This window comes from Streptomyces sp. NPDC028305 (genome assembly GCF_055569495.1).
In genome coordinates this window covers 276,583-298,962 of the sequence record NZ_JBVHTN010000006.1, presented here as the reverse complement: position 1 = coordinate 298,962, position 22,380 = coordinate 276,583, and the positions used below count along the sequence as shown (strand labels likewise).

General features: G+C 72.7%; 22 protein-coding genes and 1 pseudogene. 10 read left to right on the top strand and 13 right to left on the bottom strand.

Features of this window, described 5'->3' with window-relative positions:
- The first annotated feature begins 9 nt into the window (after positions 1 to 9).
- From ACZ4WQ_RS26780 to ACZ4WQ_RS26765, 4 genes are read left to right on the top strand one after another with little or no spacing between them, the layout of a single operon-like run.
- Positions 10 to 435: a roadblock/LC7 domain-containing protein gene (locus tag ACZ4WQ_RS26780; RefSeq protein ID WP_311728594.1), complete on the top strand. Its 426-nt coding sequence runs from the start codon at positions 10 to 12 to the stop codon at positions 433 to 435.
- Complete coding sequence (locus ACZ4WQ_RS26775) at positions 432 to 791, top strand: DUF742 domain-containing protein (RefSeq protein WP_311728592.1); 360 nt, start codon at positions 432 to 434, stop codon at positions 789 to 791. The genes ACZ4WQ_RS26780 and ACZ4WQ_RS26775 overlap by 4 nt, the downstream gene beginning before the upstream one ends.
- Positions 772 to 1,407: a GTP-binding protein gene (locus ACZ4WQ_RS26770; protein ID WP_311728591.1), complete on the top strand. Its 636-nt coding sequence runs from the start codon at positions 772 to 774 to the stop codon at positions 1,405 to 1,407. The genes ACZ4WQ_RS26775 and ACZ4WQ_RS26770 overlap by 20 nt, the downstream gene beginning before the upstream one ends.
- Positions 1,404 to 2,675 (top strand): cytochrome P450, encoded by a 1,272-nt coding sequence (locus ACZ4WQ_RS26765; RefSeq protein ID WP_398375722.1) that lies wholly within the window; start codon positions 1,404 to 1,406, stop codon positions 2,673 to 2,675. Before ACZ4WQ_RS26770 ends, ACZ4WQ_RS26765 begins: the two co-directional genes overlap by 4 nt.
- A gap of 128 nt (positions 2,676 to 2,803) precedes the next feature.
- Here ACZ4WQ_RS26765 and ACZ4WQ_RS26760 read toward each other — a convergent pair whose 3' ends face one another.
- The 6 genes from ACZ4WQ_RS26760 to ACZ4WQ_RS26735 form a co-directional block, all read right to left on the bottom strand.
- The gene (locus ACZ4WQ_RS26760) at positions 2,804 to 3,457 is read right to left on the bottom strand and encodes a glyoxalase (RefSeq protein ID WP_398375917.1); all 654 of its coding nucleotides are present in this window, start codon (positions 3,455 to 3,457) and stop codon (positions 2,804 to 2,806) included.
- A 140-nt stretch (positions 3,458 to 3,597) separates the two neighbouring features.
- Positions 3,598 to 4,338, bottom strand: coding sequence for a DUF305 domain-containing protein (locus tag ACZ4WQ_RS26755; protein WP_311728588.1), 741 nt, complete (start codon positions 4,336 to 4,338; stop codon positions 3,598 to 3,600).
- The gene (locus ACZ4WQ_RS26750; RefSeq protein ID WP_385346651.1) at positions 4,335 to 5,003 is read right to left on the bottom strand and encodes a DUF3105 domain-containing protein; all 669 of its coding nucleotides are present in this window, start codon (positions 5,001 to 5,003) and stop codon (positions 4,335 to 4,337) included. The genes ACZ4WQ_RS26755 and ACZ4WQ_RS26750 overlap by 4 nt, the downstream gene beginning before the upstream one ends.
- Positions 5,004 to 5,063: 60 nt before the next feature.
- Positions 5,064 to 5,555 (bottom strand): hypothetical protein, encoded by a 492-nt coding sequence (locus tag ACZ4WQ_RS26745; protein ID WP_398375724.1) that lies wholly within the window; start codon positions 5,553 to 5,555, stop codon positions 5,064 to 5,066.
- Between the two features lie 106 nt (positions 5,556 to 5,661).
- Positions 5,662 to 6,300 (bottom strand): DUF305 domain-containing protein, encoded by a 639-nt coding sequence (locus ACZ4WQ_RS26740; protein ID WP_398375725.1) that lies wholly within the window; start codon positions 6,298 to 6,300, stop codon positions 5,662 to 5,664.
- A gap of 101 nt (positions 6,301 to 6,401) precedes the next feature.
- Positions 6,402 to 6,842: a DUF6153 family protein gene (locus tag ACZ4WQ_RS26735; protein WP_398375727.1), complete on the bottom strand. Its 441-nt coding sequence runs from the start codon at positions 6,840 to 6,842 to the stop codon at positions 6,402 to 6,404.
- A gap of 129 nt (positions 6,843 to 6,971) precedes the next feature.
- Here ACZ4WQ_RS26735 and ACZ4WQ_RS26730 point away from each other — a divergent pair, with 129 nt between their 5' ends.
- Complete coding sequence (locus ACZ4WQ_RS26730; RefSeq protein ID WP_398375728.1) at positions 6,972 to 7,805, top strand: aldo/keto reductase; 834 nt, start codon at positions 6,972 to 6,974, stop codon at positions 7,803 to 7,805.
- A gap of 112 nt (positions 7,806 to 7,917) precedes the next feature.
- On the opposite strand, the pseudogene ACZ4WQ_RS26725 reads toward ACZ4WQ_RS26730, so the two are convergent.
- From ACZ4WQ_RS26725 to ACZ4WQ_RS26715, 3 genes and pseudogenes are all read right to left on the bottom strand, one after another.
- A pseudogene (locus tag ACZ4WQ_RS26725) lies at positions 7,918 to 8,061 on the bottom strand (ABC transporter); the annotation flags it as partial.
- 5 nt (positions 8,062 to 8,066) lie between these two features.
- A complete protein-coding gene (locus ACZ4WQ_RS26720; RefSeq protein WP_311728580.1) occupies positions 8,067 to 8,729 on the bottom strand; it encodes a DUF4097 family beta strand repeat-containing protein in 663 nt (220 codons plus the stop codon).
- Between the two features lie 200 nt (positions 8,730 to 8,929).
- Positions 8,930 to 9,421: an FBP domain-containing protein gene (locus ACZ4WQ_RS26715; RefSeq protein WP_398375729.1), complete on the bottom strand. Its 492-nt coding sequence runs from the start codon at positions 9,419 to 9,421 to the stop codon at positions 8,930 to 8,932.
- 71 nt (positions 9,422 to 9,492) lie between these two features.
- Between ACZ4WQ_RS26715 and ACZ4WQ_RS26710 the strand changes: the two genes are divergently transcribed.
- On the top strand, positions 9,493 to 10,062 hold the full coding sequence (locus tag ACZ4WQ_RS26710) for a TetR/AcrR family transcriptional regulator (RefSeq protein ID WP_311728577.1): 570 nt from the start codon (positions 9,493 to 9,495) through the stop codon (positions 10,060 to 10,062).
- 31 nt (positions 10,063 to 10,093) lie between these two features.
- Here the strand turns inward: ACZ4WQ_RS26710 and ACZ4WQ_RS26705 are convergent, their stop codons facing one another.
- Together ACZ4WQ_RS26705 and ACZ4WQ_RS26700 are read right to left on the bottom strand one after the other, a co-directional pair.
- Positions 10,094 to 12,589 carry an FtsX-like permease family protein gene (locus ACZ4WQ_RS26705; RefSeq protein WP_468022468.1) on the bottom strand — a complete coding sequence of 832 codons (2,496 nt, stop codon included), beginning with the start codon at positions 12,587 to 12,589 and terminating at the stop codon, positions 10,094 to 10,096.
- The gene (locus ACZ4WQ_RS26700; RefSeq protein WP_398375732.1) at positions 12,586 to 13,353 is read right to left on the bottom strand and encodes an ABC transporter ATP-binding protein; all 768 of its coding nucleotides are present in this window, start codon (positions 13,351 to 13,353) and stop codon (positions 12,586 to 12,588) included. Before ACZ4WQ_RS26700 ends, ACZ4WQ_RS26705 begins: the two co-directional genes overlap by 4 nt.
- Positions 13,354 to 13,463: 110 nt before the next feature.
- On the opposite strand from ACZ4WQ_RS26700, the gene ACZ4WQ_RS26695 reads away from it, so the two are divergent.
- On the top strand, positions 13,464 to 14,642 hold the full coding sequence (locus ACZ4WQ_RS26695) for a sensor histidine kinase (protein ID WP_311728574.1): 1,179 nt from the start codon (positions 13,464 to 13,466) through the stop codon (positions 14,640 to 14,642).
- A 5-nt stretch (positions 14,643 to 14,647) separates the two neighbouring features.
- Positions 14,648 to 15,280, top strand: a complete 633-nt coding sequence (locus ACZ4WQ_RS26690; RefSeq protein WP_311728633.1) for a response regulator transcription factor — start codon at positions 14,648 to 14,650, stop codon at positions 15,278 to 15,280.
- Between the two features lie 22 nt (positions 15,281 to 15,302).
- Here ACZ4WQ_RS26690 and ACZ4WQ_RS26685 read toward each other — a convergent pair whose 3' ends face one another.
- Positions 15,303 to 16,376 carry a Ppx/GppA phosphatase family protein gene (locus ACZ4WQ_RS26685; RefSeq protein ID WP_361191202.1) on the bottom strand — a complete coding sequence of 358 codons (1,074 nt, stop codon included), beginning with the start codon at positions 16,374 to 16,376 and terminating at the stop codon, positions 15,303 to 15,305.
- Positions 16,377 to 16,667: 291 nt separating this feature from the next.
- Here ACZ4WQ_RS26685 and ACZ4WQ_RS26680 point away from each other — a divergent pair, with 291 nt between their 5' ends.
- Together ACZ4WQ_RS26680 and ACZ4WQ_RS26675 are read left to right on the top strand one after the other, a co-directional pair.
- Complete coding sequence (locus ACZ4WQ_RS26680) at positions 16,668 to 17,468, top strand: MBL fold metallo-hydrolase (RefSeq protein WP_311728570.1); 801 nt, start codon at positions 16,668 to 16,670, stop codon at positions 17,466 to 17,468.
- 179 nt (positions 17,469 to 17,647) lie between these two features.
- Entirely contained in the window at positions 17,648 to 20,074 is a 2,427-nt protein-coding gene (locus ACZ4WQ_RS26675) for a lamin tail domain-containing protein (RefSeq protein ID WP_468022467.1), read from the top strand.
- Positions 20,075 to 20,166: 92 nt separating this feature from the next.
- On the opposite strand, the gene ACZ4WQ_RS26670 is transcribed toward ACZ4WQ_RS26675, so the two are convergent.
- Positions 20,167 to 22,104, bottom strand: a complete 1,938-nt coding sequence (locus ACZ4WQ_RS26670) for a cellulose binding domain-containing protein (protein ID WP_398375737.1) — start codon at positions 22,102 to 22,104, stop codon at positions 20,167 to 20,169.
- Positions 22,105 to 22,380: the final 276 nt, after the last annotated feature.

Here is a 22,380-nt window from a genome sequence, read left to right as displayed (position 1 = left end):
GGAACCCCGATGAACACCACAGATCGCAGCTTGGACTGGTTGCTGGAGAACCTGCTGAAGAAGACCCCCGGCGCCCGGCACGCGCTGGTGCTCTCCAGAGACGGTCTCAAGCTGTGTCTCACCTCCGGCCTGTCCCTCGACCAGGCCGACCAACTGGCGGCCATCGCCTCGGGTATCCAGAGCCTGTCCCACGGCGCCTCCATCGAGTTCGGTGACGGCAGCGGTGGCGTCCGGCAGTCGATGACGGAGTTCCACGGCGGAATCCTGTTCATCGTGGAGGCCGGCGAGGGCGCCCACCTCGCGGTCATCGCGGAGGACGAGGCCGACGTCGGCGTCATCGGCCACAACATGAACGAGCTGGTCGAGCAGATCGGCGACCATCTGCGCGCCGCGCCCCGCGTGGCCGCGAGCGGCAGCGGAGGGGCCACCGCATGATCCGAGGGGCCGTCGACAGCGAGGATCCGGACCGGCTGTACATCGTCACCGGCGGCCGCAGCCGCGTGGACGAGAGCGTGTTCGACATGGTCACGCTCATCGTCAGCGAGAGCGAGCCCAGCCCCGGCATGCAGTCGGAGCACGCCAGGATCCTCCGGATGTGCCACCGTCCGCTGGCGGTCGTGGAGATCTCCTCCTATCTGGGGCTGCCGGTCAGCGTCGTGAAGATCCTGCTCTGCGATCTGCTCGACATGGGAAAGATCACCGCTCGCCATCCTCAGGTGGTCCGCGCCGACACGCGGCTGCCCGAACCCGAGATGCTGAAGAAGGTGCTCGTTGCACTCCAGAACCTCTGACCGCCCCGAGGGCGCGCAGCCGGGCCAGGACGCACAGCTGAGCCAGAGCGCGAGCGACGGTCTCAAGATCGTGGTCGTCGGGGGCTTCGGAGTCGGCAAGACGACCATGGTCCGTTCGGTCAGCGAGATCCGCCCGCTGAGCACCGAGGAGACCATGACCCAGGCGGGCGTGGGGATCGACGACGCCTCGCAGGTGCGGGAGAAGACCACCACGACCGTCGCCTTCGACTTCGGCCGCATCAGCCTGGACGAGCAGATGGTGCTCTATCTGTTCGGCGCCCCCGGCCAGGAGCGGTTCTGGTTCCTGTGGGACCGGCTGTTCATGGGCACCCTGGGCGCGGTCGTGCTGGTGGACACCAACCGGGTGTCCGACTCCTGGTACGCCATCGACCGGCTGGAACACCACGGCACGCCGTTCATCGTGGCGCGCAACAACTTCGGCGAGCCGAAGCACACCCTGGAAGAGGTGCGGGCGGCCCTCGACCTGTCGCCCGACATCCCGATGGTCGACTGCGACGCCCGGGAGCGCGAGTCGAGCAAGGCCGTGCTGATCGCCCTGGTGCGCCATCTCTACTCCCTGTCCACCACCTCAGTTCCCCGGGAGAGCACCGCGTGACCACCCCGGACCCCACGCCCGTACCCGAGGACCCCTTCGCCGCCGGGCCGCCGCAGGGCTGGCCGGAGCAGCCGGACGCCGTGGTGCTGGACGCCGACGCCTTCCGGCACAGCCAGGACGATCTCTACCGGCGGCTCCGCCGGGACCACGGCCCCGTCGTACCCGTCCTGCTCGAGCGGCAGATCCCCGTCTGGCTGGTGCTCGGCTACCGGGAGATGGTGCGGGTCACCACCGACCCCAAAACCTTCGCCCGCGACTCGCGCCGCTGGCACTCCTGGGACAAGGTCCCGGACGACTGGGAGCTGATGACGTTCGTCGGCTACCGGCCCACCATGCTGTTCACCGAGGGCGCCGAGCACGAGCGGCGGGCCGAGGCGATCATCGACAGCATGGAGGTCGTGGACCCGTTCGAGCTGCGCGCGCTGTGCGAGCGCGTCGCGGACGATCTGATCGACGACTTCGCGGGCAGCGGCAGCGCCGACCTGATCGCCGACTACGCCTGCCGGATCCCGCTGCGCGTGCTGAGCCGCATGTACGGCCTGGACGGGGCCGAGTCCGAGGAACTCCAGCAGATCACGGTCGACCTGGTCAGCGGGGTCGGCGGACCGGCCGCGCACCAGAAGATGGTCGACCAGATGGTGGGCCTGCTGGCGCAGGCCCGCGCCAACCCGGACCGCAAGAACATCTCCACCGTCCTGGCGTTCCACCCGGCGGGGCTCACCGACGACGAGATCATCAACGACCTGCTGGGCAACGTCTACGCCGCCCACCAGCCCACCACCGACCTGATCGGCAACGCGCTGCGGCTGATGCTCACCGACGAGCGGTTCGCGGTCACCATGTCCGGCGGGCGGCGCAGCGTCGGCCAGGCGCTCAACGAGGTGCTCTGGGAGGCCACCCCGGTCCCCAACTGGATCGGCCGCTGGGCCGCCGAGGACACCATGCTCGGCAACCGCCGCATCAGGAAGGGCGACTGCCTGATGCTGGGCCTCGCCGCGGCCAACGCCGACCCCGACGTACGCCCCGACTTCCGGGCGGGCGCGGCCGGCAACCAGGCCCACATGGCCTTCAGCCACGGCACCCACGGCTGCCCCCCGGTCGCCCGTGAGCTGGCCGAGGCCATCGCCATGGCCGCGATCGAGGTCCTGATCGACCGGCTCCCGGATGTGTCCCTGAGTATCGCCCCCGAGGAACTGGAGTGGCGCTCCGGGCTGATGATGCGCGGCGTGTCCGCCATGCCGGTCGAGTTCAGCGCCACCTCCCACTGACCCGCTGACGAGTCGGGCCCGCGCGGCCCGCTTCCGTACCGCCGCCCCTCGCCTGGCCCGCGGGCCGGGCGAGGCGGCCGGCCCTGGCCGGCCTGAGGCGGGTCGGGGCGGGAGCGCGGGGCCGGGAGTCAGGAGGCGGCCTCCCAGGCGAATCCGTCCGGGTCGGTGAAGGGGCCGGCGGCGCAGCCGAGGACGACGCGGTGCGAGCCGGTGCCCTCGGCGGGCACACCGAGGTCCTTGGCCAGGCCGCGGCGCTTGTACAGCGCCAGCTTGACGGGGCTGGACTCGTCGGAGGCGAACTCGGCGTACTTGCCACCGAAGCTCTTGGCCACGGTCAGGCCCCGGCCGACGTAGAACTGCTTGCTGCCCTTCACGTCCTCGACGCCGAGCAGGAGGACCATCTCGTCGATCTCGCGGGTGGCCGGGCCGGTGTCCTTCTTCGCCGAGGTCGCGATCTTCCAGATCGTCCCGTCCGGGGCCTGGACGACGCCGCCGTAGCCCCACAGCGACTTCGCGGCGGGCTTCAGCACGGTGGCGCCGGCGTCCACGGCCGCGTCGACGAAGCCGTCGACGGTGGCCGGCCCGGACACCGTGAGAGCCAGGGTGAAGCCGCGGAATCCGGTGGAGTGGGCCTCGGACGCCCGCAGACGTATGCGCGTGTCCACTCCGAAGGCGGTGTAGAAGCGGCGGGCGGCCTCGGGGTCGGCCACCTCAAGGGTGACGGATGCGATGGATGTGACGGATGCGATGGATGCGGTGGAAGTGGTGTTCGTCATGACCATCACGCTACGGGGCTGCCCGGCGACGGGGCTTCTCGATTCCTGACCGGTCTTGTCCCCCCCTCGCGGGCAAGCGCAAGGCGCCCCTCCCGGGGGGAGGAGCGCCTCAAGAGGTGACGCGCGCGGGGCGCCCGAGAAGTGGGCTACGACACGGGTTTGGCGCCGCGCTTCTTCAGCATGTCGTTCATCAGCAGGATCTCCGACTGCTGGCCGTCGACCATGCCCTGCGCCAGGCGCTTGACCGTCGGGTCCTTCGCCAGCTTGACCGCTCCCTCGGCCATGTCGATCCCGCCCTTGTGATGGGCGATCATCAACCGCAGATACATCACCTCGGCGGTCTTCCCCTTGGCCTTCCTCAACTCGTCCAGCTGGGTGTTGGTGGCCATGCCGGGCATGAGGGACCCGTCGTGCGGCTTGTAGGCGCCGTCCTTGCCCATCGAGCCGTGGTCCATGGAGCCCATCGAGTCATGGTCCGTGGACCCGTCCGACGAGAGGTCCTTCATCCAGGTCATCGGGGGGTCTTCGGAGGTCTTGGAGAGCCCCCACAGATCCAGCCAGCCCAGCATCATCCCGCGCTGGTTGGCCTGGGTGTTGATGATGTCGTACGCGAGGCGGCGCACATCCTCGTCGTCGGTGCTGTCGCGCACGATGAACGACATCTCCACCGCCTGCTGGTGGTGGATGGACATGTCCCGGGCGAACCCCGCCTCCGCAGAGGTGTCGCCCGGCTTCGACGGTCCGGTCGTGCCGTCCGAGCGGTCCGCGGTGAGCCACAGGACGCCCACCGCCACCAGCACCAGCAGCGCGAGCGCGGCGGAGACGCCCGCGATCAGCGGCTGCCGTCCCGCGCGGCCGGTGGTCGTCACCTGGGCGGTGTCCGTCATTCCGACTTACCTCCGGTGCAGGCGGCGCCCGGCTCGGGGGTCTGCTTGCCCTGCACGTAGTCCTTGAAGAACTTCTCCACGCGCGGGTCGGTCGCCGAGTCGACGTGGAGCTGGGTGCCCCAGGCGGTGAGGATGATCGGGGCGTCCTGGTCCTGGTAGGGGCTCATCAGCGAGTACGGGGTCTGCTTCACGCGCTTCTCGAGTTCGGTGACGTCCTTGGCGGGCGCCTTGTCGGTGTAGGTGACCCACACGGAGCCGTGCTCCAGGGCGTGCACCGCGTTCTCGTTGGCTATCGGCTTCTCGTAGACGTCGCCGTTGCAGTTCTGCCAGACCTGGTTGTGGTTTCCGCCGGCCGGCGGCGACATCGCGTACTTGACGGAGCCCTCGACGTGCGTACGGCCGAGGTTCTTCCAGGTCTTCATGCCCTTGAAGGTCCCGGTCTTGACGGTCGACATCGTCACCGCCTGGGCCTTCTCTTCCTTCTCCTTGCTGGCGTCGATCATGAAGTAGCCGCCGACGACCAGCCCGACGACGATCACCGTGCACGAGACGATCGTGATGATGCGGTAGCGGCGGTCGCGCGCCTTCTCGGCGCGGCGCAACTCCTCGATCTTCTCGCGGCGCGCGGCCGCCGCGTTCTTCGTCTTCGATCCCTTGGAAGCCATGGCTTGTCCTTGTCCTTGCACTGGAGGAATGAGTGATGTGCGGATGTGGATACCGGCGGCCTAGGTGCGAAGCACTTGGAGCTGGTGGAGGCCGGGGGCGCGGATGGCGCGGTCGGGCGGGGCCCGGGTGGCATCCGTGTCGTGCGGGCGCTCGCGCGGCGGGAAGTCGGCGAGCGCGGGCGGGGGGACGGGCGCGGGCACCAGGCCCTGGCTCACCCCCCGGGGGCCGGCGACGCAGTTGTCGCCGGCGCCGCCCGCGCTGTGCGCCCCGGTCGGGGGTCCGAGGGAGGCGGGGTCCGGGCACGCGCGGCCGGGCGCGGCCACGGGGGCCGTCGCGGGGCGGGACTCGGGGCGGGACTCGGGGCCGGACGGGGGGTGTGCCGAGACGGAGGCGTGCCGCACGGCGGACGTGTGTTCCGCGGCCGGGTGGAGGAACGAGGGTGCCAGCCAGAACGCGATGGTGCACAGCAGGACGGCACGCCGAAGGACCGAGGGCACGGTGGCTCGCACCGTGCCGCCCGGTATTCGGACCGCGTCGCGCTGTCTACTCATCGCGCCAGATCGTAACCACTGGGCCTGCCGCGGCTGAATGGGCAAAGGCCCGGCGGGGTGCCGGTGCCTTCGCCCATCGCCCGTCGGCTGTGGGTCAGCCCGCGGGTCAGCCCTTGCCGAGGAGCTTGTTCATCTGCGTGATCTCCTCGTTCTGGGTCTTGATGATGGCGTCGGCCATCGTCTTGGCGGGTCCGTACGCGCCCTGCTTCTTCTCGGTGCGGGCCATGTCCACCGCGCCCTTGTGGTGTTCGACCATCATGGTCAGGAACGCGGTGTCGAAGGCCGCGCCGGAGGCCTTCTTGAGCTCCTCCATGTCCTTGGAGCTCATCATGCCGGGCATGCCCTCGTGCTGGGAGTGATCCATGCCGGGCATCGCCTCGGGGACCTTCTCGCCCCACGCCTCGAGCCAACCGGACATGGTGCGGATCTCCGGGTCCTGCGCCTTCTTGACCTCGGCGGCGAGCTCCTTGACCGCGCCGGAGGAGGCCCGGGTGGCGGCCAGGTCTGCCATCTCCACGGCCTGGCGGTGGTGGGGGATCATCCCCTGCGCGAAGCTCACATCGGCGTCGTTGTGCTTGCCGGACGGGGCGGACGCGCTCGCGCTCGCGGTGGTCTTGGTCGAGTCGTGGCCGGAGCCGGAGTGGTCCTTGCCGCCGCCGTCGCTGCCACAGGCGGTCAGGGTCAGGGACAGCGCGGCCGCGGCGGCGGCCGCGGCGAGGGCGGTACGGCGGGTGAGGGAACGCATGGGGGAACTCCTGAGGAATTTTTCGGTGGTCTTCGGGACATGCCGGGGTGAGGCGCCCGGCCCGCCCCGAGTGGGGGTGGGCGGCGCCGCGAGGGCGGGTCCTATATCCGCAGGAGCTGGAGCTCGGCCAGGCTGGGCGGCGCGCGCCCGTCGGCCGGGGAGGGGGCCGTGCCGCGCCGGGCCGCCGTGAGGTCGTGGCCGCAGACGGCGACGGGGGCCGCCGGGGGAGCGGACAGCGTGGGTCCGCCGCCGACCGCGGGTGAGGCACAGGTCGGATCGGCGTGGTGGAGGTGCGAGCCGCCGCACGCGCCGTCGCAGCCGCTGTGGGCCGTGGCGCTGGTCGCGACGGTCGTCATGGCGGTCATGGCCGTCGTCGAGGTGGCCGTCATCGTGGCGGCGGGGCGCTCATGCGTACGCGGCATCAGCCCGCCGGAGGGTCCGAGGGCGTGCATGCCCAGCAGCCCTGCCAGCACCCCCAGCACGAGCAGCGCGCGCCACCGCCACGCGGGCGGGGACGGACGGTACTCGGCGGTGCTCGGCACGGGCTCAGCTTACGAGAGCGCTCGGCCGGCCGCGGTGGGGGCTGCCTGATCCACTCCGACGAGAAACGGCCAACACGGCCAATGAGGCTGTTAGCGTGGGCCGTTGAGGGATGGGGGCGAAGGCGGCGGATGGCATCGGACACGTTTCGTATCGGCGGGGACCTGGAGGTAGGGCGGCTCGGGTTCGGGGCCATGCACCTGCCGAACGAGCCCGCCGCCGACCGCGAAGCCGCTCTCGCGGTCGCCCGACGAGCCGTCGAGCTCGGCGTCACGCTGATCGACACTGCCCATCTGTACGGCGGGGGCGCCAACGAAGAACTCCTCGCCGAGGCCCTGCACCCCTACCCCGCCGGGCTGCTCGTCACCACCAAGGTCGGCGTCGCGCGAACGGGTCCCGGCGGCGAGTGGAGGCTGGACGCACGTCCGGCCGTCCTGCGCGACCAGGTCGACCATGCCCTCCGCCGGCTGCGGGTCGAGCGGATCGAGCTGCTCCAGCTGCACCGCATCGACCCGGAGACGCCGCTCGCCGACCAGCTCGGCACGTTGCGGGAGCTCCAGTCCGAGGGCAAGGTCGGCCGGCTCGGGCTGTCCGAGGTCACCGTCGCCGAACTCGGCCGGGCGCGGGAGATCGTCGACGTCGTCAGCGTGCAGAACCGCTACAACCTGCTCGACCGCGAACACGAGCCGGTGCTCGAGGCCTGTGCGGCGGCGGGGATCGCGTTTCTGCCCTGGCGGCCCGTCGCGGCGGGGGCGTCGGGGGCGAGGGCGGAGATCGCCGCCGTCGCGGCCGAGCTGGGCGTCACCCCCACGCAGGTCTCGCTCGCGTGGCTGCTCGGCCACTCGCCCGTCGTCCTCCCGATCCCCGGCACCGCCCGGATCGAGCATCTGGAGGAGAACCTCGCCGCGGCCCGCCTCGCCCTGACCCCGGCTCACCGCGCCCGCCTCGACCGGCTGGCCGAGTAGCCGTAGGCCTCTTACGAGAGGGGCGGCGTACATCGACGTGGTGTCGGTGTACGCCGCTGCTGATGACCATCGGCAGCACCACCATCGGCACCGCCGTCTCCGTCTCCATGGACATGGCGGAGAACTGCCCGGTGACACCGATCGCGGCACGCACGGCCTGCGGGTCGGCGGTGAGGTCGTGGCCGCCGATGTGGGCCTGCCCGCCGTCGGCGGTGATGAGCGTGGAAAGGATCTTCACGGCGGTGGTCTTGCAGGCTCGGGTCAGAGGCTGCGGGCGGTGATGTCGCCGTAGGAGGTGGCGGCGCGGATGTCGAGTTCGGGGGTGCCGTCGTTCTTGAGGGCGTTGCTGATGCGGCCGTAGTCGGTGCCGGCGTCCAGGGCGGCCGAGACGCCGGCGGCGGCGCCGACCGTGATGTCACCGGACTGGGTACGGAGTGTGAGGGCGCCGCGTACGGCCTCGGTGATCCGGATGTCGCCCCTGGCGGTGCTGATCTCCGCGGGGCCGCTCAGCCGGCCGACCTCGACGTCACCGTCGAGCGCGGTGAGGCGGACGCTCGCGGCCTCGTCGATCTTGATCCGGCGGTATGCGCCTTCGAAGGCGACGTCGCCGAGGCGGCCCACGACGCGGAGCTCGGAGCCGGACGCCTTGGCCTCGACGCGGGAGCCGACGGGCAGCTGGACGGTGACCTCCAGGGATCCGGAACCGAGGAGCTGGTTCTTGGGCTCGGAGGTGCGGACCCGCAGGATGCCGTCGGCGTAGGCGACGGTGGTCTGCTCGGCGGTCTGGACGTCGCGGCTCTTGGCAGGGTTGGCGGGCCGGATCTCGACAGTGGTGTCGGCGCGGTCGGCGGCGATGAACTGGACGCGTCCGGCGGGGATGTCCAGGTCGACGGTGACCGGGGCGGGGGTGTCGAACTTCTGCATCGTGCGTTCCTTCGGCTCGTTGTTTCCGATGACCGAAACACTACGTTGCGTTCAGGGATCCAGCAACGGAATCGTTGCGCGTAATCTCCATCTGTGCAGGTAGAAGAGCAGGAATCGTTGCAACGGTCCAGAATCTAACGCAACAATCCCCCTCCGGATCGTTGCAATGAATGAAAGTGAACGCTATGTCGGGGGCGGGCTCACGCGGTCACCTTGTCGAAGAACGCCGCGACGTTCGCCACGGTCCGCGCGATCTTCTCCTCCAGGGTCAGCGACTCCTGGATCCGGCCGTCGGCGCCCGCGCTCTTCTTGCCCCGCACGTAAAGCGAGCAGGCGAGGTCGCTACAGATGTAGGTGCCGACCGAGTTGCCCTGCTGCCCGGCCTGCCGGGCCTTGGGCGCGACCATCAGGGAGACGCCGCCCGTGTGGGAGGTCAGGCATACCGAGCACATGCCGCGCCGGATCTGCCAGGAGGCCGGGCTGGGGCAGCGCAGTCGGAGGCCTTTCGGGCGGCCGTCCAGTGCGGTGACGAGGTAGGCGCGCTCGGGGGCCTGGGGGTCTCGCCAGCCGAGGAAGTCCAGGTCGTCCCAGGGTCGCTCGGCCAGGTCGCGGGGGACGGAGAGGCGCTTGGCCTCGCCCTTGGTGCAGTTCACGAAGGCGGTTCGGATCTCTTGCTCGGTCAGTGGCTTCATAAATCTGAGGCTAATTTGCCTAAACCTTTTAGGCAAACGCATAATAAGTACTGTCGAGGGAGAGGAAGGGCATGCCACACGCAGGGCTGACCACGGAGCGCCTGACCCGGGCGGGGGCGGAGCTGGCCGACGAGGTCGGCTTCGAGCAGGTGACCGTCTCGGAGCTGGCCAGGCGGTTCGACGTCAAGGTCGCGAGTCTCTACTCGCACCTGAAGAACTCCCAGGACCTCAAGACCAGGATCGCCCTGCTCGCCCTGGAGGAGCTCGCCGACCGGGCCGCCGACGCCCTGGCCGGACGGGCCGGCAAGGACGCCCTGGCCGCCTTCGCCAACGTCTACCGCGGCTACGCCCGGGAGCACCCCGGCCGCTACGCCGCGGCCCAGCTCAGGCTCGACCCGGAGACGGCGGCCGCCAGCGCGGGCGTCAGGCACGCGCAGATGACGCGGGCGATCCTGCGCGGCTACGACCTGCCGGAGCCGGACCAGACGCACGCGGTCCGGCTGCTCGGCAGCGTCTTCCACGGCTACGTCAGCCTGGAGCTGGGGGGCGGGTTCAGCCACAGCGCGCCCGATACGGAGGAGACCTGGGCGCGGATCCTGGACGCGCTCGACGCCCTGCTGCGGAACTGGCCCACGCCCTGACGGCCCCGATCCCCGCGCCGCCCGACCCGGCTCAACCGGCCCCGACGCGCGCCGCCTTGGCGAGCGCCGCCCGCGCGGGCAGCACGCTCGCCGCGAGCGCCGGCACCAGGCAGCCCGCGACCGCCGCCGCGACGGGCGTTACGGGCACGACCAGCCGGACCGGGACGCCGAGGGTGCCGCTGAGGCCGGCGCGGAGGCCGAGCAGGGAAGGGAGCGCGGTCAGGGCGCCGAGGACGGAGCCGAGGGCGACCACGAAGGCGGTCTCGGCCGCGACGGTCCACAGCACCTGACGGGGCGTCGCGCCGACCAGGCGCAGCAGGCGCAGGTCGGGCAGCCGGTCGGCGGTGGACATCAGGAGGGTGTTGGCGACCGCGACACCCGTGCATCCCGCCGACATGGCGACCAGCAGCAGCGTGAAGATCTCGACCAGCCGGTCCTCCTCGGCGTCCGCGCGGCCCGCGTAGGCGGCCACGCTCACCTCCTCCGCCCCGAGCCGCCGGAGCGCGGCGGGTGAGGGGGCCGGGCCGCCGGTGCGGTAGACGACGTCGGTGAGCGCGTTCGGGTCGTGGGCGCGGACCACCTCCCGGGGGAGCAGCAAGGCGTACGGGGCGGGGGCCGTACGGTCGGAGAGGACCGCCACGATCCGCAGCCTCTCCGTGCGGCCGTCCTCGAAGGTCACCCTCGTGGTGCCGTGCCCGCCCAGCGTGGCCAGCGCCGACTCGGTCACGGCCACTGTCCCGGGGCCGCGCAGCCGCGCGAGCGATCCGGAGACGGTCCGCAGCCGGTGGTGGACGTCGGCGAAGGCGGCGGGGTCGACGCCCGCGGCCCGCACGGGGGTCTTGGCCGCGCCCCCGTAGACGGTGGTGGCCAGCAGCCCCGTCCCCGGGACGGATCCGGCGGCGGCGTCGGACAGGCCCGGGGTGCCGTCGCGGGCGACGACCGCGGCCTCGGCCCGTACCGACACGGTGTCGCGGGTGGCGTAGGAGTGCACGGAGGTCTGGGTGTTGCCGGTGATCAGGACGACGAAGCCGACGGTCGCCAGGACCGGGGCGGTCGTCGACGCCGTACGCCGCACCGCCGTCAGCATCCCCTCGCGCACCAGCATGCCGAGCGCACCGCCGCGGCGGCCCAGCGGCCGGGAGACGGCGCGTACGAGCGGGGGGACCACGGCCGGGACGAGCAGGGTCACTCCGGTGACCAGCCCGACGGCCGTGCACAGGGCGAGGGTTGTCATATCGGCCGGGTCGGCGAAGGCCGTTCCGGCGGCGGCCGCGCAGCCCAGGGCGGTGAAGGCGATGCCGGTCAGCGCGCGGGCGCGGGTCATCGGGCGGTCGTCCGCGGCGGCCTCGCGCAGCGCCTCCAGCGGCCCGGTCCTCGCGGCCCGCCGGGAGGCGGACCACACGGCGGCCAGCGCGACCGCCAGTCCGGCGGCGAACGTCGCGGCGAGCACCCACGCCTGACGGTGGACCGCGAAGCCCGGCGGCAGGAAGCCCGCGTCGGTGAGCACCCCGCCCAGCGCGGGGGCCAGCGCCGCGCCGAGCAGGGCCCCGGCCGCCGCGCCTGCCGCGCCGACGGCGAGCGCCTGCCCGTACAGCAGGCGGCGCAGCTGGCGCCCGGTGGCGCCGACCGCGCGCAGCAGGCCGAGTTCGCGGCGGCCTCCGGCGACGCTGAGGGCGAACGTCGAGGCGACGACCAGGACCGTGGCGAAGGCCGAGAGCGCGCCCATGGCGGTCAGCACCTGGCCGCCGATCCAGCGCGTCTTGGCGTCCTGGACGGGGGCGAGGCCGCTGCGCGCACCGCCGCTGAGCACCTCGCCCGCGCCGTTCACGGCCGAGCGGGCCGCCGTCGCGACCGCGCCGGGGTCCGCGCCCCGCTCGGTCAGCAGCCCGATGACGCGCACCCCGCCGGACAGGGCGGCCGCGCGCTCGTCGGTCAGGTAGTAGCCGGGCCCGTCGACCGTGCCGGAGACGGTGAACCGCCCGGCCCCGGCCGCGGTCAGCAGCGTGATCCGCTCGCCCGGCCGGGCCCCGAGTGCGCGGTCGAGGGCCACCTCGTCGGCCCGCTGCGGGGCGCGGCCCGCGGTGAGCCGGTACGGGGCGAGGGCCGCGGCGGACCAGCCGTGGCCCAGCCGGTCCCCCGCCCGCTGCCGGCCCACAGGCGCGCCGCCCGAGACCGCCTGCGCGGAGAAGGACCGGTCGGGCACGGCGCGCCGCACCCCGGGCAGGGCGTCCAGCGCCCGCGTCAACTCCTTCGTCCGGTGGGCGGACCAGGGGGCCCGCTCCAGGAACACCCCGTCGGGGCCGGTGCCGCCCTGCGCGCTCCGTACGAGCACGGGGGCGCCCGCGTACCGCCCGGGCACCCCGCCGTTCCCGGACAGCAGGATCAGCGCGCTCATGGTGAGGACCGCGACGCCCAGGCACAGCGCGGCGAACGAACCCGCGAAGGCCGTGCGGCGTGCCCGTACGGTGGCGAGGGCCAGGCCGAGCATGCCGCCCCCGCCCCCGCCCCCGCTCCTGCCCGCCGTCATGCCGCCGCCTCCAGCACCGACATCCGCGAGGCGATCGCCTCGGCCCCGGGCCGGTCCGCCATCTCGTCGGCGATCCGCCCGTCGGCCAGGAAGACGACCCGGTCCGCCCACGCCGCCGCGGCCGGGTCATGGGTGACCATGACCAGCGTCTGCCGATGGCGGTCGACCAGGCCGCGCAGCAGGCCCAGCACGGCGCGCGAGGTGGTGATGTCCAGCGCGCCGGTCGGCTCGTCGGCGAAGAGCACCGCGGGCCGGGCGATCAGCGCCCGCGCGATGGCAATGCGTTGCTGCTGGCCGCCGGAGAGCCGGTCCGGGCGGTGTCCGGCGCGGTCGGCCAGGCCGACCTCGGCGAGCGCGGCGGCCACCTGGGCGGGGTCGGGGCGGCGGCCCGCCAGGCGCAGCGGGAGGGCCACGTTCTGCTCGGCGGTCAGGGCGGAGACGAGGTTGAAGGACTGGAAGACGAAGCCGATCCGGTCCCGGCGCAGCAGGGTCAGGGCGGTCTCGTCCAGCTCCCCGGTCTCCGTGCCGCCGATGACGACGCGCCCCGAGGTCGGCCGGTCGAGCCCCGCCGCGCAGTGCAGCAGCGTGGACTTGCCGGAGCCGGAGGGGCCCATCACGGCGGTCATGGTGCCCTCGGCGAAGCCGAGCGTGACCCCGTCGAGGGCGGTGACGGCCCGCTCCCCCGTCCCGTACCGCCGGGAGACGGCGCGCAGTTCTATGGGGTGGGGGACGGGGTGGGCCAAGGACGTGGTGGTTGTGGGCATGGAGCCGAGTGAACCGGCGCGGGGCGGGGCGGCACACGGGTGGCCGGGCTAGTCCCGATACTCCACCTGGCACTACTGTCCGCGGCCCGCCGCGCGGCTACGGTCGAGCGGTGATCCCCCGAGACCCCCTGGAAGCGCTCACCCGCGGACCCGTCGGTTTCCTCCGCTCCTCCTGGCCCTGGCGGTCCGCCGGCTATCTGCTCGCGGGCGGGGTGCCGGGGGTAGCGTGCGGGGTCGCGGTGGCGGGCGTGGCCGCGTCCTGGGGGCGGATCGGCGCGGCGGCGGCCGTGGTGTGCGCGCTGCTGGTGCTGGGCTGCGCCACCGTAGCGGCGCGCCCGTGGGAACGGCGGCGGCTGCGCCTGGTCGCCCCCCACACCACGCCGCACAGCAAGACGTACGCCAAGCCGTACGCGCGCGAGATCGGCCACGGCGCGCTGTCCGTGCTCGTGCTCGGCTGGGTCGATCTGGCCGTGGTGCTGGTGTCGTTGGGGATTCCGGGCGCGCTGCTGGCCGCGCCGCTTCAGCCCGAGGCCCCGCCGTGGGCCCGGCTCGGCGGCCCGCTCGCGGGCGCGCTGCTGCTGCCGGTGGCCGCGTACCCGATCGCCGCCTGGGCGGGGGCGCGGGCGGCGGTGTCGCTGGCCGTACTGGCCCTGGGCGACGCGGAGCTGACGGAGGTGCGGCGGTCCCGGGCGCGCCTGGTGGACGCGTACGAGGCGGAGCGGCGCCGCATCGAGCGGGATCTGCACGACGGGGCCCAGCAGCGCCTGGTCGCGCTGACCATGAAGCTGGGCCTGGCAGGGCTCGACCTGCCCGCCGGGTCGCGCGCCGCGCGCGAGGTGGCGGAGGCGCACCGGATGGCCAAGGACGCGCTCGCCGAGCTGCGCGAGCTGATCCGCGGGGTGCATCCGCAGGTGCTGACCGAGCGGGGGCTGCCCGCCGCGGTGCGGGACGTGACGACGCGTTCGCCCATGCCGGTGGACCTCGATGTCGACCTGGAGCGGCGGCTGCCGCCCGCCGTGGAGGCCGCGGGCTACTTCGCGGTGTGCGAGGCCCTGGCCAACGCGGCCCGGCACAGCGGCGCGGCCCGGCTGCGGGTCGGCGGGCGGCTGCGCGGCGGGGTGCTGGTGCTTGAGGTGGCCGACGACGGGCGCGGGGGCGCGGACCCGGCCGCCGGGACCGGGCTGACCGGGCTCGCCGACCGGGTGGCGGCGGTGGACGGCAGAATGCTGCTGTCCAGCCCGGCAGGCGGGCCGACCCGGCTGCGAGTGGAGATTCCGTGCGGCGACTGAGCGTGGTGATCGGGGAGGACGCCGTGCTGCTGCGCGCGGGCCTGGTGAGCCTGCTCGAGCGGTTCGGACACCGCGTCCCGGCGGCCGTCGGGGACGGTCCCTCGCTGGTCGCGGCCGCACTGGAGCACGAGCCGGACGTCGTCATCGCCGATGTGCGGATGCCGCCCGGCTTCACCGACGAGGGGCTGCGCGCGGTGCGCGAACTCCAGGCGCTGCGGCCGTCCCTGGCGGTCCTGGTGCTCAGCCAGTACGTCGAGCAGACCTTCGCCGAGGAGCTGCTGGCGGCCCGTCGCGGCGCGGGCACCGGCTATCTGCTCAAGGACCGGGTCGGCGACGTCGCCGAGTTCACCGACTCGCTGGCGCGGGTGGCCGACGGCGGCACGGTGATCGACCCCGAAGTGGTGCGGCAGCTGCTGGCCCGCGGGCAGGACCCGCTGCGCCGGCTCACGCCGCGCGAGCGCGAGGTCCTGGCGCTGATGGCCGAGGGCCGCTCCAACTCCGCGGTGGCTCGGGCCCTGGTGGTCACCGAGGCGGCGGTGGCCAAGCACATCGCGAACATCCTGCTCAAGCTGGATCTGCCGCCCGCCCCCGACGACCACCGCCGGGTGCTGGCCGTCCTGGCGTACCTACGGGGCTGAGCCGGGGCCGACGCGGCATGGTTCAGCTGGTCCAGGGGACGGTGGGAACGGTGTGGAGCCGCCCCGCCCCGTGCCGGCCACGACCCGCCGGGAGCGTCACGACGGGCGCGCTCGCGGGGACGGCCGGGACCTCGCGCGCGGTGTCGGCGGGGTCCGGGGCCGGGTGCGTCTCCAGCGCCCGGAGCCGGTCCAGCATGACCCCTTCGCGCAGCGCCCAGGGGCAGACCCGCAGCTGCTCGATGCCCAGGACGTCCATCGCGGCCTCCGCGACGACGGCACCGGCCAGGGACTGGTGGGCGCGGGCGGCGGAGATGCCTTGCAGCCGGGAACGCTCGGCCGCGCTCCGGGCGGCCAGCCGGGGCACCCAGGCCGCCAGCCGGTCCCGGTCCAGGACCCGCTCCGCGTACGGGCCCGCCTTGGCCTTCGGCGCGCCGGTCAGCCTGGCCAGCTGGGCGAAGGTCCTGGAGGCGCCGACGTGGGTGCGCGGCGCGGGGCGGTCGCGCAGCCCCTCGGCCGTCTCGCCGATGACGGACCGTACGAACTGGCGCAGCGCCTTGACGTCCCGCTTCCGCACCGGCGCGGTCTCGGGCAGATGGTGGCGGGTGAGCCGGCCCGCGCCCAGCGGGACGGACAGGGCGACGGCGGGCTCGGCGCGGCCGCCGCAGGCGATCTCCAGGGAGCCGCCGCCGATGTCGAGCAGCAGCATCTCCCCGGCCGACCAGCCGTACCAGCCGCGCGCCGCGAGGAAGGTGAGCCGCGCCTCCTCCTCGCCGGTCATGAACGTCAGCCGGATGCCGGTCGCGTCCTCGACCTCGGCGACCACGACCGGCCGGTTGGCGGCGTCCCGGATCGCCGAGGTGGCGAACGGGACCAGGGTGTCGACGCCGTGGGCCTCGGCGGCCGCCGCGGCCTCGGTCGCGGCGGCGACCACCCGTTTGATCGCCTCCTGCTCGATCACGCCCTGCCGGTCGGTGGCCTCCGCCAGCCGCACCGCCCGTTTGAGCGAGGTCACCGGGACGGGGGCACCGCCCGGTGTGAGGTCGGCGATGTGGAGATGGGCCGACTGTGAACCGATATCGAGCACTCCGAGACGCATGGAAGCTGACTGTCCGTTTCCTGGAATTTCACTCATCGTCGCCTTCCCGTCGGAAAGTTACCGGCCAAGCGGCCCATCATGCCGGTTGTGGTGCGGGTCGGCCGGGAGGGATCAGCAGGGCGGGTGGTGCACGGCGACCCTGTTCAGGGGCCGGTGACGGCCCGTCGGACAGAACGTGGAGAGGCCGGTGTGCCGGTTGACAACGGATTCCGGCCCGGAACCAATGGGGGGATCGGGCCGGAATCACGCCGTCCCGCGACCGTCCACAGCGAGAGGCAGCGAGACACAGCCATGAGCGATTCGATTTCCCCGGGTGCCCTGGCCGTGCGCTACCTGGGAGGGCCCACGGCCACCCTCGACATCGGTGGCGTACGACTGCTCACCGACCCCACCTTCGACCCGCCCGGGGACTACCCCATCGGCGAGCGCAAGCTGGTGAAGACCGCGGGCCCGGCCGTCGCGACCTCCGGCCTCGGCCCCGTCGACGCGGTGCTGCTCTCGCACGACCAGCATCCGGACAACCTCGACCGCGCGGGCCGCGCCTACCTGGACCATGCGGACCTGGTGCTGTCCACGGCGTCCGCGCGGGAGCGGCTGGGCGCGACCGTGACGGCGCTGCCGAACTGGCAGTCCTTCGAGCTGTCGCGCCCGGGCGGCGGCACGCTGCGGATCACGGGCGTCCCGGCCCAGCACGGCCCGGACGGCACCGAGCACCTGGTCGGCGAGGTGACCGGCTTCGTGGTGTCGGGGGGCGGGCTGCCGACGGTCTACATCAGCGGCGACAACGCCTCGCTCGACGTGGTGCGCGCGATCGCCGCGCGGCTCGGGCCGGTGGACGTGGCCCTGCTGTTCGCGGGCGCCGCCTCGACCCCGCTGGTCCCCGGCGGCTTTCTGACCCTGGCCAGCGAGCAGGCGGCCCAGGCGGTGGAGATCCTGGGCGCGCGCCAGGTCGTCCCGCTGCACTTCGAGCACTGGGCGCACTTCACCCAGGGCGCCGACACGCTGGTCGACGCCTTCGAGGCGGCGGGTCTGACGGGGCGGCTGCACCTGCTGAAGCCGGGCGAGCGGATCGAGCTCCAGGACCTTTCCTGAGCCACCTGAGCTTTCCTGGCCGGCGTTTTCACGCAACGTTTGCCGGACGGCAGGCTCAGGGCCCTTGTCGGTCCATATCTACGCGCGTATTTTTGGCCAGGATTCCAAGTCGTCGCATATTCCCCGCATTTCCCCCGCTTCTTCCTCGCACCGCCCCTCGCGCAAGAAAGAGTCCCATCGTGCCCGAACACATACCCGCGGCCCTGCGTGGCCGTGGTGCCAAGGCGGCCGTCCTCGTAGCGCTTCCCGTCGGTCTCGTCGGATCGCTCATCGCCCTCCCCCTCACCGCCCAGGCCACGCCGTCCCCGGACGCCGTCATCTCCGAGGTCTACGGAGGCGGCGGCAACTCGGGCGCGTCCCTCACCCATGACTTCATCGAGCTGGGCAACTCCGGCACCGGGTCGTTCGACCTCAGCGGCTGGTCCGTCCAGTACCTCAGCGGTTCGCCCAGTTCCACCACCAAGTGGCAGGTGACCCCGCTCACCGGCAGCATCCCCGCGGGCGGCACCTACCTGGTCCAGGAGGCCAAGGGCACCGGCGGCGACACCGCCCTGCCGACCCCCGACGCCACCGGCACCATCGCCATGTCGGCGAGCAGCGGCACCGTGGCGCTGGTCCACTCGACCACCGCGCTCACCTGCCTGACCGCCGAGGACTGCGCGGCGGACGGCGCCATCAAGGACCTGGCCGGCTTCGGCACCGCCGCGGTCCGCGAGTCCGCCCCCGCCACCGGCGCGGGCAACACCACCTCCGTCGCGCGTGACGCCGGGTTCCACGACACCGACAACAACGCGGCCGACTTCACCGGCTCCGCCCCCAGCCCCCGCAACACCACGGGCACCGGCGGCACCCCGACGCCCGATCCCACCCCGGAGCCCACCGACACCAACCCCGGCCCGCTCCGCGTCCACGACATCCAGGGCACCACCCGGATCTCCCCGCAGAACGGCAAGACCGTCACCAATGTGCCCGGTGTGGTGACCGGCGTCCGCTCCACCGGCTCCAAGGGCTACTGGATCCAGGACCCCGAGGGCGACGGGAACGCGGCCACCAGCGAGGGCGTGTTCGTCTTCACCGGCTCCGCCACCCCGCAGGTCAAGGTGGGCGACTCGGTGCTGGTCTCGGCCAAGGTGACCGAGTACTACCCCGGCGGCAAGAACAGCGGCACGCAGTCCGTCACCGAACTGTCCGCGCCCACGGCCGTCGTGCTCTCCTCCGGCAACAAGCTGCCGGACGCGGAGGTCATCGACGCGGCCACGCTGCCCGAGGCCTACGCGCCGCAGGCGCAGGGCGGCAACATCGAGTCCCTGGAGCTGAAGCCCGATGCCTACGCGCTGGACTGGCTCGAGGCGCACGAGGGCATGCGGGTGCGGATCGGCGACTCCCGGGTGGTGGGCGCCACCAACACCTACGGCGAGACGTGGATCACCACCAAGCCGAAGCAGAACCCGACCCCGCGCGGCGGCACCGTCCTCACCGGCTACGACAACCCCAACTCCGGGCGCCTCCTGATCGCCTCGCTCACCGGCGACCAGCTCAAGGCCAACGTCGGCGACACCCTCACCGGCACCACCGAGGGCCCCGTGGACTACGCCAACTACGGCGGCTACAACGTCCAGGCGACGGCCCTCGGAAAGGTCACCTCCGGCGGCCTCACCCCGGAGGTGGCGAAGAAGGGCAAGGCCAACGAGGTCTCCGTCGCCACGTACAACGTCGAGAACCTCGACCCGACGGACCCGCAGAGCAAGTTCGACCGGCTCGCCGAGGGCGTCGTCAAGAACCTGGCCACCCCGGACATCGTGAGCCTGGAGGAGATCCAGGACAACAACGGCGCCAAGGACGACGGCACGGTCGCGGCCGACAAGACCATCGCCCAGTTCATCGACGCCATCAAGGCGGCCGGTGGGCCCACCTACGACTGGCGCTCCGTCGACCCGGTCAACGACCAGGACGGCGGCGAGCCTGGTGGCAACATCCGCAACGTCTTCCTCTTCAACCCGCAGCGCGTGAGCTTCGTGGACCGTCCGGGCGGCGACGCCACCACGGCCGTCGAGGCGGTCAAGGACGGCAACAAGGGCGCCAGGCTGTCGATCTCGCCGGGCCGGATCAACCCCACTTCCGACGCCTGGAAGAGCAGCCGCAAGCCGCTCGTCGGCGAGTTCACCTTCCGCGGGGAGAAGCTCTTCGTGGTCGGCAACCACTTCAACTCCAAGGGCGGCGACCAGCCGGGGCACGGCGCCTTCCAGCCCCCGACGCTCGGCTCCGAGACCCAGCGCACGGCCCAGGCCAAGGAGGTCAACACCTTCGTCTCCGGCCTGCTCGCCAAGGACCGGCAGGCCCGGGTCGTGGTCCTCGGTGACATGAACGACTTCCAGTTCTCCAAGCCGCTGGCCACGCTGACCGAGGGCGGGGTCCTCACCGACCTGATCAACACCCTTCCGGTCGGCGAGCGGTACAGCTACGTGTACGACGGCAACGCGCAGACGCTGGACCACATCCTGGTCTCGCCCGCCATCAAGAAGCCCGAGTACGACGTCGTCCACATCAACGCCGAGTTCTCCGACCAGACCAGCGACCACGACCCGCAGGTGGTCCGCTTCAAGTAACCGGCCCTGACCGGGTCGACGTTTCGTGTGGCGTGCACATCATGTGCACGCCACACGTGCGTTGTGGGCAGGGGACGGAGAACACCGCCTGCCTACCGCGTGTCGCAGTGGTGGCCGTTGAGCGCGAGGTCGGTGGGCGTGGCGTTTCCGGAGTCCCAGCTGCCGAGGAAGCCCACTTCGAGGGCCTCCCCGGCCCGGGCGGTCTCGTTGTACTCGGCCGGGGTGACGGTCACCTTGCTCCCACGCTGCTCGAATTCGCCGTTCCACATCTGCGTGACGCGCTGCCCGCTTTCGAACTCCCAGCTCAGCCGCCAGTTGTGGACCGTCTTGCGGGGCGTGAGCGTGACCTTGGCCTGGAAGCCGTCGGGCCACTCGTTGTCCAGGGTGTAGCGGGCCGTGCAGGTCGTCCCGGCGGTCTCGGGGTCCTTGGAGGGATGCTTCTTGGACGGCTTGTCCGGGGACGCGTCATCGTCCGGCGAGGGCTTCCCGGTCGTCGGCTTCGACGGGTTGGTCCGGTGCCCGATCTCGCTCGTACCGGACGAGGGCGGGGCATGGGAGTCGCTGGGGCCGCCCGGCGACGGAAGGTGCGTGGGGCCGACCGTCGGCAGCGCGCCGGGCCCCGAGTTCCCGTCGGGCGGAAGCCCGTCGTCCTGGTCGGCGTCGGTGTTGGTGTAGGCGATGATGGCGATCACGGAGACCGCGGCGGCCGCGGCCAGGATCCCCGCCGCCCTCGTCTTCCGGCCCTTCCTGGGCCTGCGCCGGCGGCCTCCGCCGCCCGCGCGCCGCCGGCCGGCCTCGCCGCGGGGGCGGATCACCCCGGTGGCGCCGTAGGCACTCGTGGTGCCCGCCGCACCCGTCAGATCCGCCGCGTCGAGCGTGCCGGTGGCGTCGAACGGGTCGGTGGCGCTGGTCGTGCCGAAGGGATCGAACGCGTCGAAGGGGTCGTACCCGTCGAACCCGTCAGTCGCATACCCCGTGTTCCTCGGCGCGGCCACCCTGCCGAACGCGTCGAACGTATGGCGCGCTTCGGCGGCCGTACGAGCAGCCGGCGCGGGCGTGCCGACGGGCGTGCTGGTGGGCGTGCCGGCGGGCGTCCCCGTGGGCGTGCCCGCAGGTGTCCTCGCGGTCGCCGCCGTGGCAGCCGCCGCACTGCCCGCGCGCCCCATGCGGAACCGGCCGCGCCCGCCCCGCATCCCCTTGACGCGCTCCCACAGCGGCGGCCCCACGCTGCGCGCGAGCGTGCCCAGGCGGCTGCCGCCGGTGTGCTCGGCCGCGACCCTGCGCCGCCGCTCCAGGTAGGGCAGCCCGCCCCAGCCGAGGACACCCCCGGCCAGCGCCCCGGGCAGCCCGCTGCCGTGCAGATACAGACAGGCGGCCGCCTCCTTGCAGTGCATGCAGCGGGCCAGGTGCTCCCACAGGTCCTCGGGCGCGGCGGCGTCCGGCGAGCGGGTCGCCGCGTCCAGCAGCCCGGAGTAGCTGCGGCACTCCTCGTCGGTGAGCGTGTCGACGTGGTTGCGCTGGCACAGCTCGCGGAAGCGGGCGCGGACCCGGCGGATCTCCTCGTCGGTGTACGCGTTGTCCCAGCCCAGCCGGCGGGCGACCGTGGTGAGGGAGTGCGACTCCACCTCGACGGACCACAGCAGCTCCGCGTCTCCCTCAGGGAGGTCCCATAAGCCGCGCAGCGCGAGCGGCTGCTCCCGGCGCGGGTTGGCGTAGCGTCTGGCCCGGTCGGAGGTCAGCCAGATGCGCAGCGCCGGGTCGAGCCGCTCACCGGCCTGTCTCGCCTGCCAGTCGGCCGCTGTCTTCCGTACGGAGCTCAGGAGCAGTGGGAGCCAGGGCAGGCGCGGCCCCCATGCCCGCGTCCGCGAGTTGCGGGTCTCCCGGATGCCGCGCCGGAACGCCTCGGTGGCCAGCCGCATTCCGTCCTGCGGGCTGATGGTGCACAGATTCGCGTAGTCGAGCACCGCGTCCCAGTATTCGGAGAGGAGAGCGGTCTCGGATATGGCGTCATGGGATGACTGGTGGGGCATGGAGGTGGTTTCCTCACTCACGAACAACGGCGCCCCCGCCGGGCAACACTCTTATCAGGCCGGGCAGCGGCTGGCCAAACAGCCAGCGTCTTTTCGGAGTTGGGGGATGTGCCTTTGTGGTACCGCCCGAGCCTTTCACGCTTTCGACACAAGTGGCAAGACAGCCAGTCAGGTGAGTTGAGCATCTCTCTACATCGTTCGGCGGCGGCATGCGGCGAATGTCCCGGAGGCGACGAAACCCCCGGCCAGGCCGGGGGTTGGTCTGTACCTGATGTG